Genomic DNA, 13,667 nt, shown 5'->3' on the forward strand with positions numbered 1-13,667 from the left:
ATGACCCAAGAGAAATTAACCGATCCATATGAAATCGCGAAATATATTAAAAATGCAGAAAAAATGTCACCCGTTAAGGCTTACGTCCAAGGCGACTTGGCCGGTGTTAAAAGTGACAAGGTAAAAATTTTCGGTCAAGGACACTCTTGGATCTGGATTGGCAACGCACAAGACGTACAGGCATTACTGGAACAACAAGCTGATCGTATTTTGGAAAGCCATGTAGAAAATGATCGCCGTAATTCCGCTATTCCAATGCTTGATTTCACTAAAGTAAATGCTCGAATTGAACCAGGAGCGATGATTCGCGACCGCGTTGAAATTGGCGATAACGCGGTAATCATGATGGGGGCTATCATTAATATTGGTGCTGAAGTCGGGGAAGGAACCATGATCGACATGGGGGCTATCTTAGGAGCTCGAGCAACTGTTGGAAAACACGCCCACATTGGAGCCGGGGCGGTGTTGGCTGGTGTACTTGAACCACCTAGTGCCACTCCAGTTATTGTAGAAGACAATGTTTTAGTTGGCGCTAATGCTGTCGTGCTAGAAGGCGTGCGTGTTGGCAAGGATGCCGTGGTTGCTGCCGGTGCCATTGTAACTGAGGATGTCCCAGCAGGAGCTGTTGTAGCTGGCTCACCTGCTCGCGTTGTCAAAATGAAAGATGAAAAAACGGCTGGGAAAACTGAATTTTTGGATGATCTCCGCAAATAACGTTTCTGACGCGCATCTTGTTTAAGGTGCGCGTTTTTCTATCATAAAAGGAGGTTTGTTATGTCTACAAGAAAAACGATTGTCTTTGCTCCTGCTACCTTTAACTTAGCTGAAACCACTCGAATGATTGAAGTTGCGAAACAACTACGGAATAGCTGCAACTGCCTTTTTTTTGGTTTCTCACCTACGTACGCTCCACTGATTCGTCAAAACGGCTTTAACTTTTCCTTACTTTCACCAGTCTTGACTAAAGAACAGGAACAGCAAATTATAGCATTAGATCAAATGAAATCGGTGAAAAATCCTTTCACGAAAGAGTTGCTTTCTGCTCGAGTTGACAGTGAGTTAACCTACCTTGCCGAGAAACAGCCCGCCGCGGTTATTACCGGAACGAATGTTACAATTTTTCTCAGTGCTCGAATTGCTAAAATTCCTTTGGTTTATGTTAAGCCCTATGCCATGTCACGACCGCAGCTGGAAAACGATCGGCACTCCTGGTTTGACACCCTTTTATTGAAAGTAACATGGCAGCCGAAGGTATTTCGTGAAGTTGCTAAAGCACACCAGTTATCGCTGCCTAAACATAGTATTGACCTATTAGATGGCGATGAAAATCTCATCACTACCTTTCGCGAATTTACTAGCTGGCAAAAATACCCCGAAAACTACCATGATGTAGGGTCTATTTTTGCTCAATTAGGAGATACTCTGCCTAATCGTTTGCAAGATACCTTGTTGAAGGCGAAAAAGCAGAAGCAAACGATTGTTTATTTCGCACTAGGCAGTTCTGGCAACTCTCGCTTAGCCCTGAATATTTTGCGCGTGCTTCGCGAGTTAGATTTTTTAGTCATTGCACCAATTAAACAATACCTGTCTGAAGAAACAATTGAAGCTTTCGAAGGTTCTTCGATTTTAATTACAGAATTGCTGCCGGTTCCTTTGCTGGCACCCTATTTGAGTTTCTCTATTATTCACGGTGGTGAAGGCACCGTTCAAACAGCCTGTCTATCAGCTAAACCGTTTATTGGTTTTGGCCTTCAACAAGAACAAGTCATGAATCTTAAATATTGTGAACATTATGGTAATGCAATTCGTTTAAAGCCCACCCCTTTTTCTAAGACTAAGCTGCACCGTGCTATTGAACGTATCCAAACGGAAAACTACTACCAAAAGGCTCAAGAGTTAGCGGAAACGTTTCACGGAGACGGTGCTATTCACGCAGCAAATTTTATTCGACAAAGGTATCTAGCATAAAAAGAGGCTGTGACATTAGTAAAAACAGATCTGAATTTCACGAACGATATCTAGTAAGAAACACTAAATATTGTGGATTTGCGACGAGGACCTACTAGACCGTAGTCGCAAATCCAATATAGTTCGGAATTCCATCTGTTAAAAAGACTAATGTCACAGCCTCTAGGTCATCCTTAAGTTTTCGGCTGATGCTTGTACTGCATGGTAGCTTTTACTGCTTCCTGCCACCCTGCATACAAATCATCGGTCCGCTCCTGATCCATCTTCGGATCAAAGCGAACACCATCTTCTTTGAACTTCTTGATTTCTTCAATGTCCTTCCAGTAACCCACTGCCAAACCTGCCAAGTAAGCTACACCTAATGCTGTTGTTTCTAGGAATGGTGCTCGTTCAACTGGTGTTTGTAAAATATCCGCTTGGAATTGCATTAGCAGATCATTTTTAGACGCTCCACCGTCTACCCGCAGCAATTTAATGTCTGTTCCAGAATCCATGGACATTGTTTTAACAACATCAGCAGTTTGATACGCCAAAGATTCCAAAGTTGCTCGAATGAAATGTTCTTTCGTTACCCCGCGAGTTAAACCAAAGATCGCTCCCCGTGCTTCTTGGTCCCAATAAGGAGCCCCTAAACCAGTAAATGCTGGGACCATATACACATCGCCGCTGTCTTCTACTCGTTTAGCATATTCTTCTGATTCTGGAGCCGTTTGGAACATACGTAAGCCATCACGCAACCATTGAATTGCTGATCCGGCTACAAATATACTACCTTCTAGTGCATAAGTGATCTTCCCGTCAATTCCATATCCAATGGTAGTCAGCAAACCATTTTCAGATAAAATTGGCTCCTCACCGGCATTCATGACGATAAATGCTCCAGTTCCATAGGTATTTTTAACCATCCCTTTTTCAAAGGCCAACTGTCCAACTAATGCTGCCTGCTGATCCCCTGCCATACCTGCAATCGGAACATTATTGCCATAAAAATGATAATCTTCTGTATAACCATAAATCTCGGAATTAGATTTTACCTCTGGCAGCATTACTTTAGGAATATCCAGCAGCTGCAGAATTTCTTCATCCCATTCTAAATCATAAATATTGTAAAGCATTGTCCGACTGGCATTAGTATAATCCGTTACATGAACCTTACCACCTGTCAGTTTCCAAACTAGCCAAGTATCAATCGTACCAAAAAGCAATTCATCATTTTTAGCACGCTCCCGTGACCCTTCAACATGATCCAAAATCCATTTAACCTTAGTCGCTGAGAAATAAGAGTCAATCAGCAAACCTGTTTTCTTTTGAATCATTTCCTGATGTCCCGCAGCCTTTAATTCATCGGCGATTTTACTCGTTTGTTTTGACTGCCAAACAATCGCTGGATAGATTGGCAAGCCTGTTTCTTTTTCCCAAACAACCGTTGTTTCCCGTTGATTCGTAATTCCGATACCTTCCACTTGATCAGGCTTTAAGCTTCCTTCAATCAAAGCCCCAGCAATTACTGATTGTACTGAATTCCATATCTCATTGGCATCGTGTTCCACCCAGCCTGCTTTAGGAAAATACTGTTTAAATTCTTTTTGTGACGAAGCGACTTGCTTTCCTGCCTTATCAAAAATAATTGCGCGTGAAGAGGTTGTTCCCTGGTCAATCGACATAATGTAAGATTCCATACGTTCCGCTCCTTTATTATTTTACTTTTTTACTCGCCGTAAATATTTCCAAAAAGAACATTTACATCTTAAATATACCATAAAGAAAAACGCTTTCAAATAATACAATCTTGTCCCTTTTTTTCAAAAAATGAAAATCAATTGAAACTTTCACATATACACGTAGCTTATCTTTCGTTATACTGAAAAGGAATACATTTGAAAAGAGGTGCTTTTATGAAAAATGATGATAAATCCCCATTAATTGCCTTTTTTGGTGGAAAAACGTCCTATTATCTGATAGGTTTGGTGGCTCTTTTGTCGGTTACTATCTACATGCTAAACAAAATTTCTTTCATTTTCCATCCCTTAGTAGTTATTTTTACCACAATTTTGCCACCGATGATTTTTGCTTTGCTGCTATATTATTTGTTTAATCCGATTGTCAATTTTCTGAGCAAGAAAGGTTTGTCTCGTGGATTAAGTATTGGACTAAGCTATGTTGTGATTTTAGGGGCTATAGTAATTGGCGGCTTTCAGCTGGGACCAATCGTGGAACATCAAGCCTCCGATTTATTTGAACAGTTGCCGGTATTCTTCAATGACTTTCAGGAAACTGTCCAAAAGCTGTTAGACAATACCCCTTTTGCAGCGCAATCGGATGAAGCTATGGCATCGATTGATAACCTTGTGAAGGATTTTGCCAACTTTATTGCTAGCAATTGGCAAAAAGGAGCAAAAGGCTTAGGTACGATCTTTTCAGCAGTCTCTAGTGTAGCTATTACCTTGTTTACTGGACCAATTGTCGCATTCTTTCTAATTAAGAATCCTCATAAGCTCTATCAATCATTCATTGCGATTGTACCACCTAGATTTCGCGACGATGTTCAGGAGCTGACAAAAATTGCGAATCAACAGCTAGGAGCCTTTTTGAAGGGACAGGTGATTGCTTCACTTTTATTAGGAGCTATTTATTGGGTGGTTTTCTTATTAATTGGTATGGAATTTGCCACGGTTATCGCCATCGCAGCCGGCATCTTAAGTATTGTTCCTTATATTGGTGCATTTTTGGCCTTTTTTCCGGGACTTTTTATTGCCTTTCAGGACTCAACTTTTATGGTCGTTAAATTTGGCATCGCTTGGTTTGCGGTACAAATGCTCCATGGTGATCTCGTTGTGCCTAGGGTAATGGGTGATCGATTGAAGATTCATCCAGTGACTATTTTGGTGGTTTTATTAGTCATGGGTGATCTGTTAGGACTGGTTGGCGTAATCTTTGGAATTCCTATTTACTCAATGATTAAGCTGCTGGTTGTATTTACTTTCCGCAAGTTCAAACAGCGCTACAACCATTATTTCGGTGAAAAGGGTACTTATCAGAATACCGATTTTTCTGAGGATGATTACTTGTAACCAGTTCTCAAGTCCATTCTTTTGTATTTTCTCAACAAAAGTGCTAATTTAGAGTCAATCAAAGAAATGGAGTGAAGGATCATGGAAAAATTTTTAAACAGTAAGTTAATTGAAGCTAAAAAAGAAGTTGAACGTTTAGAAGATCGTCGCAGCGAAAGCTTGGGCAACTCCATCAACTACATTGAAAACGAAATTCAAATCCAACGGTTGTATGCTCAAATTGAAGCTTACGAAATTGCTTTAGACGAAGCAAAAAAATAAGATAAAAAAACCACTACAGATGTAGTGGTTTTTTTATAGTTCCAACACTCAGCTAATAAAGGTAAACTGCAAAGAACATCAACAAAGCACCTAGTATAACGAATAAATGCCATATAACATGAGTAAACTTCTTGCTTTTCATGCTATAAAATAATGATCCAATGGAATAGGAAAGTCCTCCTCCTACCAATAAAAGTAAACCTTTAATTCCAATACTTTGGTATAAAACGGGTAAAGCAATAACGACGGCCCACCCCATTACATTATATAATATCGTTGACATATTGGAAACGCTGCTCCTTTTAGTCAAGGTCATACTCTTGTAAATAATTCCTACAACTGCCGCTAACCAAATCACTACCAGCAAAATAACTCCTAATATCCCTTTAATCCGAAGCAGACAAAACGGTGTATACGTGCCAGCAATCAGTAAAAAAATCGAGCAGTGGTCAAAGACCTGAAAAATCTTTCGCGCCTTGGTAAAGATCAAACTGTGATACAAAGTAGAAGCAAAGAAAAGAACAAACAAACATATGCCATAAATGATAAAAGAAACATAGTCAAGATTCGTTGTTGCCTTTTGCAATAAGAACCCAACTCCGACTAAACTAAAAACGGCCGCAATCCCGTGTGTTACAGCATTCAATACTTCATTTGTAATTAAGTATCTGCGACTAAACTCTGCGTTCATACATTTCACCTCAAATTAATTGTTGATAACAGTATAACATGATTAGAAAAACAATTCAATCTAGTTATCAAAACTACATGGCGAATCAGCTTATAACGATCCCATCTTTAATCAGACGATAGCCGTAAATCAGTCGTTTTTCTTCCCCTAATAAATATAGATCCGCTTCTTTATACCGATTCAAGGTGGTAACAAATTCTTTTGTTGTTAGAGCCGGCTGTTTCGGATCCTGTCTAATTATAATTTCATCCGTTGCCTTATCCACAACCAGACGATTTACTGGTTTTTCTTTACTATCTGCGTAAACATACATCATTGTTGATAAGTTATTGAAGCTATCATCCGCATCCACCTGCAATGCAGCTAATAAATCTTTGGCTTTCATCTCATTCCTCCACTCGTCTCTTTCATTATACTGCTTTTTTACGACAATCAAAAAAATGGCAGCTTTTCTTAATAAGAGTCGTTCTTTCTCCGTATATGCTAAGGCAGGATCTTCGCCCATAAAAAAAAAAGACCCTCTCAGGTCTAATAAAGCTCCGGGCGCCGATCGTGAAACACCGGTATCCCCTTTCGTACCTCTTCAATCAATGCTAAATCAATCGTAGTTGTCCCAGCTGTTTCCTGTTCATCCAGCTCCAGCAATATTTGCCCCAAAGGATCAACCACCATTGAATGGCCGCCAAACTGATTGTCTGGATCGCTCCCGACACGGTTCACGCCAATCACAAAGGCTTGGTTTTCAATCGCTCGAGCCAGCAGCAGCTTTCTCCAAGCATCAATACGTACCAACGGCCATTGTGCTGGTACTACAAACAGCTTAGTTCCTGCTTCACTAGCTTGCTTACGAAACCATTCTGGAAAACGCAGGTCGTAGCAAATCATGCAGGAAAGGACCGTCTCCCCCAAATCCACTGACAACCCCTGATCTCCGGCGGTCAAAAACTTTTCCTCTTGCATCAAACGAAATAGATGGACTTTATTGTAGCTGCCTAAACACTCACCAGAAGGTCCATAAACAAAAGTAGTGTTGTAATACTCATTTCCCCGCTTCAGCGCAACAGAGCCGCCTACAAGGTAAATCTGGTACTTTCTAGCCAGCAGAGACAGGAAGACTTGGGTTTGCTGTCCCTTAACATCGGCTATTTCGGCTAAACGGGTCAAATCATAGCCGGTATTCCACATTTCTGGCAAAATCACCAGACTATGTGGAACCAGCTTTGCTGTTTCACACCACTGTTCCACATGGAACATATTAGCTTGCGGCTGACCATATTGAATATCCATTTGCAGCAAAGTGATTTTCATGATTAGCTCCGATCTAAGCTTTTCGCAATTAAATTCCCTACAGACTGAACGATTTGCACTAGTATAATCAATAAAATAATTGTACCATACATCACAGCCGGTTCATTCCGCAAAAAACCATATTGGTAAGCAATACTCCCTAAGCCACCTGCACCAACTAAACCAGCCATTGCGGTTGCACCGATTAAGCCGATCATAGCAATCGTCAAGCCTCGAATAATTCCCCCGCGGGCTTCTCGCAACAGAACAGTCTTAATAATGTTGAAATTGCTGATCCCCATAGACTGGTAGGCTTCGATTACACCACCGTCTACTTCTAACAGCGAAGTTTCTACCAGGCGGGCCAGATAAGGCGCCGTATATACAATTAGAGGCAGTAGAACACCGCGCACACCAATTGTTGTTCCCATAATAAACTTGGTTACTGGCAAGATCAGAAAGAGCATAATAATAAATGGCAGTGAGCGTAAAATATTGATTAACCAGTTTGATACTGAATAAACGGTAGGATTGCTGTTCAATCCACCTGGTCGAGTCAATACCAGCAGAACACCTAACGGAATACCTATTAAAATGGAAATTCCTAAGCCAATCACTACCATGATCAAGGTTTGACCTAAGCCTTCTACAATAACGGCTCCCCATTGTTCATAAAATTGGGTCATGCTTGCACCTCCTCAATAAAAACACCTTGTAAAGCGATATAGGCTTTAGCGTTTTGATAGTCTTCTTCACTGCCGCCAGCTAGCTGAACCAGCAGCTGCCCATGACGCTGTTCCTTCAAGTAACTAATATTACCGCTCAAAATATTCGGTGTTACCACATAATCCTGAGCAACACGAGCTAAAATCGGTTCGGTAGCTTCTTCACCAATAAACTGCAGATGCAGCAGCCGGCCGGTTTGCTTGTAGACATTCAGCACTTCTTCCGGCACATTATAATTTTCATTGGCACCGATAAAGCGTTTGGTCGTAGTTTTTTTCGGCTGTGTGAAAACCTCAATCACCGGACCTTCCTCAATGATTTCCCCTTCTTCCATTACCGCTACCCGATCACAAATACGCTGCACGACATCAATTTCATGGGTAATCAGGAAAATGGTGATACCCAGCTCCTGATTAATCTCCAGCAAAAGCTCAAGAATCGATTCCGTGGTTTCTGGATCAAGAGCACTGGTAGCTTCATCTGATAGCAAAATCTCTGGCTCATGAGCCAAAGCGCGGGCAATTGCTACCCGCTGTCTTTGTCCCCCAGATAATTGGGAAGGATAATTGTCCTTGCGATCCATCAGTCCAACCAAGGTTAAATATTTTTCTGCCCGCTGTTTGATTTCTGGTGCCGGAACCCCTTCTAAGCTCAAGGGCTTAGCAATATTTTCATAAACAGTCGCAGTAGAAAGCAGGTTATAGCCTTGAAAAATCATGCCGATCTTGCGGCGTGCCAGCAGCAGCTCCTTTTTAGTGAGCTCGTTTAAATTGCGTCCATTGATCCAAACTTCACCCTTGGTGGGCGGTTCTAAAAAGTTGATCATACGAATCAAGGTGGATTTCCCTGCTCCTGAGTAACCTACTACACCGAAAATTTCACCCTTTTTAATTGATAGCGTGACGTCCTTTACTGCTTCAATAGTTTTCTTTTTTTGCTGATAGGTTTTAGATACCTGCTTTAACTCAATCATCTGTTTTCCCCTCAATCTAAAAGGCAGGAACAACCGAACCTTTGTATTTCTCTTTAATAAATTCTTTTGTTTCATCTGAATGGTAATATTTTTCAATTTCCTTCACTACTGCATCCTCTTTATTGCTGCTGCGAACGACGAAAACATTTGGATATGGATTGTCTACCAACGGCTCATGGAAGATCGAATCGTCATTGATCGTCAAACCTGCGCTGAAGGCAAAGTTGGTATTGATAACTGCCGCAGTCAATTCACCTAACTGAGAAGGAATCTGTGAAGCTTCCAATTCGATAATTTCGATGTTCTTTGGGTTGTCTTCTACATCATTCTTAGTTGCCTGCACCGCTACCCCCTCTTTTAAGGTAAGCACACCGGCGTCCTCTAAAAGCTTCAATGCCCGATACTCGTTAGTTGGATCGTTTGGCACTCCAACCTTATCGCCGTCCTTCAATTCGTCCAAATTCTTGACCTTTTCTGAATAAGCGCCTAACGGAAAGGCTACTGTTTCAAAGGCTTGCTCAATTTCATAACCTTTATCCTTTACTTGCTGATCCAAAAACGGAATCGTCTGGTAACTGTTGGCATCCAAGTCCCCATCATTTAATGCGGTATTCGGTGTATTATAATCATCAAATGCTTTAATTTTAATAGTTAAGCCGTCTTTTTCTGCCTGCTTAGCTACTTCTTCTAGAATCTCTTGATGTGGACCTGAAGTAACACCCACTGTCACTTCTTTTTCATCCAAGGCTGCTGATTTATCACTGCCGCCTCCGCAACCAGCAAATACCAATGCTGCCAATGCCAATGTTCCTACTAATAATGTGTGTGATCTTTTCATCATGAATTCCCCCTAATTTTTAAGCTAAAAAAACTCGTCCCTTTTCCACTCAATTGAGTTGGAAAAAGGACGAGTTTACTCGCGTTACCACCTTTATTCGCAAAAGTCTCGCAACTCTTGCCTTCACTAGTACGTATGCATACTAGAGCGTGTCTAACGAGCGCTACCCCGTTGACGCCTACTTATCGACGCCACCGTTCAGAGACCATTTTCTAAATGCCGCTGCATACCTGCTCTCACCTACCCAGGCTCTCTTTGATGCTTGATCATCTATACTTTTCTCTTCATCACGTTTTAACTTTTGATATGCTAAGTATATTACTCATCTATTTTTCATTTGTCAACCACTTTTATTCATAAAAATCACAGTTGACTTTAATAATAGAAAGGCTTAGACTAGTTTCAATTCAAAAATCAAGGAGCTGAAGCTGTAATGAACCTAGCAACCGAAGTACGTCCTGGCGCCAATCGCTACGCCACCGGAAAGAACATTTTACACGAATTACCTCAATATTTGGAACCCTTCAAAAAAGTAGCTGTCGTTACTGGAACTATTTCCTATCAAATCTTTTCAGATTACTATAAAAAAGAACTTGAATACCCGATTTTTCGTTATGATGGCAGTGCTAGCCGCGAGGATGCACACCGGATCGCTGAAGAAATTGGCGAAGCAGATGTGATCGTCGCTATCGGCGGTGGTCGGGTTTTGGATACTGGAAAATTAGTAGCTGATGAAATGAATATTGATGCCATCATGGTCCCTACCCTAATCTCAAATTGTGCACCGTTTACACCGATCGTGGCCGTATATCATCCAGATCGCACCTTCCGTGAGATGGGGTTCATGACCCGTGCACCTTACTTAACTTTAATCGACTATGACTTCCTATTAGCTACACCAAAGGATTACTTCGTAGCTGGAATCGGCGATACTGTCGCTAAATGGTATGAAATTAAAGGAATTACTGAACAGTTGTCAGCGGACGAAAAGAGCGCTTACATTCGTTTAGGTATCGCTAGTGCAAAGGTTATCTTAGATATTCTGCTGGAGGACTCTATTCAAGGGATCAAAGACTTGGAAAACCAGCAAATCACCCCTGCTTTTGAACGTGTGGCGGATACGATTATTGGCTTAGCTGGTGAAACCGGAGGATTTGCAGCTACCTATGGACGTTCGGCTGGTGCCCATGCTGTCCATGATGGTCTTTCATATTTAGAATCTACACACAATCAACTGCATGGTAACAAGGTAGCTTACGGAATCCTCGTTCAGTTAGCTCACACCAACGAAATTGATGAAATCAAAAAATTAAAGGACTTCTACCAAGCAACAGGCTTACCTTTAAAGTTAGCTGAACTAAACGTGACTCAAACAGACGCCGAGGCACTGAAACCTTGTACCGATCATGCAGCCAGTGAAGAAGAAACCTTTAGAATGATTGATCCTGAAATAACTCCAGAACAGGTTTACCAAGCTATTCAAGTGGTTGAATCACTTTAAAAGTTTACCTCAAACAAATAAAGTTTACTTTAATCCTATCAGGCATATCTTGATAGGATTTTTTGTGGTTTACTTTATATATTTATTTGCGCTAAGGCTTATATATCAGCATTTTATATTGAAGTAAACTTTTTTTATCTTGAGGTTTACTTTATATTCCAATAATCTATATAGCTACTGATTATACGTAGCTAATTTCCTGTTCATGGTTTAGTTAAGGTAAACTTTTTATAAAAAAAGTAAACTTTAATTTATCTAATTATTTTAGGTTTACTTCAAATAGTTGCTTTCATATCAGTGATAACATCAAAGGTTTACCTTAATAAGAAACAAATAAAAGGTAAACTTTAATAGAAAAATTATTAAAGTTTACCTTTGAGACACCATTAAGAACTCAACTCATGAGGATATAGGGTTTACCTTATCAGTCCTTTTTAATAGGCCAGTAATAAAGTACACCTCAAATAAACACGTTAACATAAGTAATTCAAATTAAAGTTTACTTTTTATTTATAGTATCCAAGGTTTACTTTAGAATAAACATTTTATACAGTATACCTCAAAATAATAGCATTAAATCAGCCTCTTGAATTAAAGTAAACTTTTTAAACAAGATAAAAAAGTTTACCTTATTTAGCTTGTTTTATGTATATTCCTGAAAGGTTTACCTCAAAAAAATAAAAGTTTACTTTTTAAAGCTTTTTCATATGGGCTAAAAGCTCGGAAACCCTGATATATCAATGTCTATATAAAAAGTAAACCTTTAAACATACAAATGAAGGTTTACTTTTTATATAGATAATTTGCAGTTTACCTTGAAAATACACTTCAATTTACTGCAATCATCGCAATTGGTAATAGCTCATCTTTGAGATTCAATGTTTAATTCAGTGAATCCTCTTAATATTCCAATTAAGGTAAACTTTTATCTTTTAATTCAGAATATCATCACGTACTAATGAATAATTAAGGTCAACCTTTAATTAGAAGTAAACTCTTATTTATTTAATAATGGTTTACTTTTTAAGGGATAAAAGGTTGTTAAATAAGCATTTAACAGATTAAAAAGTAAACCTCAATTCTGTTCATTGAAATGATATTTATGTGCTTATCTCTAGGTATTTATTTAGGTTTTCTATTCTGAGGTAAACCTTTAGTTTATTTGAAGTGTACTTTAATAATATTAAGGTAGACTTTTTGTGTTTAGTATTACTTTAATTGCAGTCTTTATGTCTTCAAAAGGTTTACTTTAATTACTATAAGGTATACTTTAATATTTAGTACAGTAAACCTTATATGAATTTTAGAGGTTTACTTTAATGTCTTTTTTGTAGTTTACCTCAATTGCTGCTTTTCTTTCATATTGTTGTTCTTAACAGTAAACTTCAATTAATTAGGGTTTACCGTCTTTTGTATTTATTATAGTAAACCTTATTGTCTTTTCGTATGAATTATAGTAAACTTTAAAAGAGTCTTACACAGGATAGGGGAGTAGTGATATATGGTAGAAAAACAAGCTCAGACATACGTTGTCGGAAACTTTAAAGGTGGTGTAGGCAAATCAACCACCGTACAGATGTTGTCTTTTGAAAGTGCCTTTAGAAAAAACCGAAAAACCTTGGTCATTGACTTGGACCCTCAGGGAAACACCAGTGACGTTCTGTCACTAACTGCAGAGAACTTTGGAAACAGCGAGCTGCCGGATGAATTTGATTCCACTATCTGGGAAGCGGTTCGCACGGGAGATATTTCCAATTCTATCTATAATATTATGCCAAATTTGGACTTGATCCCGGCAAATATCTCTTTTTCTGATTTTCCAGATTACATGATCTCGATGTTCCCAAATGATAAGCTGTCCCAGTTCCAATATATGGACAAGCTGATTTCTCCATTAAAGTCAGTTTATGACGTGATCTATATTGATGTCCCTCCAACCATTAGCACGTATTCTAATGCAGCGATGTATGTTGCGGAATACGTAATTGTCATTCTGCAAACCCAAGTGAAATCACTAAAAGGGGCTCAGAATTATATTGACTACATGAATTTCTTCATTGAACAGTATCAAACCGAGCTAGAAGTGGTAGGGATCATTCCTTTCATGATGCAAAAGAGAGATTCTGTCGATCAGGAGATTTACGAAACAGCTAAGGGTATTTATGGCGATCACTTATTAAACACAGTCGTACTGAACCAAAGTCGACTAAAACGTTATGATGGTTCAGGTATCACCTACGACATAAATAAAAATGGCAAAGTCGAACAATGGGATAACCGTGCACATGAAGTATTTGTGCATATTTTAGATGAAATTGATGAGCATCGCTACTTATTATCTGGTGAATAGG

At 39.4% G+C, this 13,667-nt stretch carries 13 protein-coding genes and 1 other annotated feature; of the genes, 6 read left to right on the top strand and 7 right to left on the bottom strand.

The window, feature by feature from the left end; genetic code table 11:
- Together dapD and I588_RS04315 are read left to right on the top strand one after the other, a co-directional pair.
- Window positions 1-714: a 2,3,4,5-tetrahydropyridine-2,6-dicarboxylate N-acetyltransferase gene (dapD, locus tag I588_RS04310; protein ID WP_010757718.1), complete on the top strand. Its 714-nt coding sequence runs from the start codon at window positions 1-3 to the stop codon at window positions 712-714.
- 60 nt (window positions 715-774) lie between these two features.
- On the top strand, window positions 775-1,968 hold the full coding sequence (locus tag I588_RS04315) for a glycosyltransferase (protein ID WP_010757719.1): 1,194 nt from the start codon (window positions 775-777) through the stop codon (window positions 1,966-1,968).
- Between the two features lie 173 nt (window positions 1,969-2,141).
- Here I588_RS04315 and glpK read toward each other — a convergent pair whose 3' ends face one another.
- Window positions 2,142-3,647 carry a glycerol kinase GlpK gene (gene glpK / locus I588_RS04320; protein WP_010757720.1) on the bottom strand — a complete coding sequence of 502 codons (1,506 nt, stop codon included), beginning with the start codon at window positions 3,645-3,647 and terminating at the stop codon, window positions 2,142-2,144.
- A 216-nt stretch (window positions 3,648-3,863) separates the two neighbouring features.
- Between glpK and I588_RS04325 the strand changes: the two genes are divergently transcribed.
- Together I588_RS04325 and I588_RS04330 are read left to right on the top strand one after the other, a co-directional pair.
- A complete protein-coding gene (locus I588_RS04325) occupies window positions 3,864-5,039 on the top strand; it encodes an AI-2E family transporter (RefSeq protein WP_010757721.1) in 1,176 nt (391 codons plus the stop codon).
- A gap of 81 nt (window positions 5,040-5,120) precedes the next feature.
- The gene (locus I588_RS04330; RefSeq protein ID WP_010757722.1) at window positions 5,121-5,300 is read left to right on the top strand and encodes a hypothetical protein; all 180 of its coding nucleotides are present in this window, start codon (window positions 5,121-5,123) and stop codon (window positions 5,298-5,300) included.
- Window positions 5,301-5,352: 52 nt separating this feature from the next.
- On the opposite strand, the gene trhA is transcribed toward I588_RS04330, so the two are convergent.
- From trhA to I588_RS04360, 6 genes are all read right to left on the bottom strand, one after another.
- Window positions 5,353-5,991 carry a PAQR family membrane homeostasis protein TrhA gene (gene trhA, locus I588_RS04335; protein ID WP_010757723.1) on the bottom strand — a complete coding sequence of 213 codons (639 nt, stop codon included), beginning with the start codon at window positions 5,989-5,991 and terminating at the stop codon, window positions 5,353-5,355.
- Between the two features lie 85 nt (window positions 5,992-6,076).
- The gene (locus I588_RS04340; RefSeq protein ID WP_034693725.1) at window positions 6,077-6,376 is read right to left on the bottom strand and encodes a hypothetical protein; all 300 of its coding nucleotides are present in this window, start codon (window positions 6,374-6,376) and stop codon (window positions 6,077-6,079) included.
- Window positions 6,377-6,519: 143 nt separating this feature from the next.
- Window positions 6,520-7,299: a carbon-nitrogen family hydrolase gene (locus I588_RS04345; RefSeq protein ID WP_010757725.1), complete on the bottom strand. Its 780-nt coding sequence runs from the start codon at window positions 7,297-7,299 to the stop codon at window positions 6,520-6,522.
- 2 nt (window positions 7,300-7,301) lie between these two features.
- Window positions 7,302-7,964 carry a methionine ABC transporter permease gene (locus I588_RS04350; RefSeq protein WP_010757726.1) on the bottom strand — a complete coding sequence of 221 codons (663 nt, stop codon included), beginning with the start codon at window positions 7,962-7,964 and terminating at the stop codon, window positions 7,302-7,304.
- Window positions 7,961-8,977 (bottom strand): methionine ABC transporter ATP-binding protein, encoded by a 1,017-nt coding sequence (locus I588_RS04355; RefSeq protein WP_010757727.1) that lies wholly within the window; start codon window positions 8,975-8,977, stop codon window positions 7,961-7,963. Before I588_RS04355 ends, I588_RS04350 begins: the two co-directional genes overlap by 4 nt.
- Before the next feature lie 16 nt (window positions 8,978-8,993).
- Window positions 8,994-9,818 (bottom strand): MetQ/NlpA family ABC transporter substrate-binding protein, encoded by an 825-nt coding sequence (locus I588_RS04360; RefSeq protein WP_010757728.1) that lies wholly within the window; start codon window positions 9,816-9,818, stop codon window positions 8,994-8,996.
- 59 nt (window positions 9,819-9,877) lie between these two features.
- Window positions 9,878-10,112, bottom strand: a binding site (T-box leader).
- A 136-nt stretch (window positions 10,113-10,248) separates the two neighbouring features.
- Between I588_RS04360 and I588_RS04365 the strand changes: the two genes are divergently transcribed.
- Window positions 10,249-11,316, top strand: coding sequence for an iron-containing alcohol dehydrogenase family protein (locus I588_RS04365; protein ID WP_010757729.1), 1,068 nt, complete (start codon window positions 10,249-10,251; stop codon window positions 11,314-11,316).
- Between the two features lie 1,501 nt (window positions 11,317-12,817).
- Window positions 12,818-13,666: a ParA family protein gene (locus I588_RS04370; RefSeq protein ID WP_010757730.1), complete on the top strand. Its 849-nt coding sequence runs from the start codon at window positions 12,818-12,820 to the stop codon at window positions 13,664-13,666.
- Window position 13,667: the final 1 nt, after the last annotated feature.

The organism is Enterococcus pallens ATCC BAA-351 (assembly GCF_000407485.1).
GTDB classification, from domain to species: Bacteria; Bacillota; Bacilli; order Lactobacillales; family Enterococcaceae; genus Enterococcus_A; species Enterococcus_A pallens.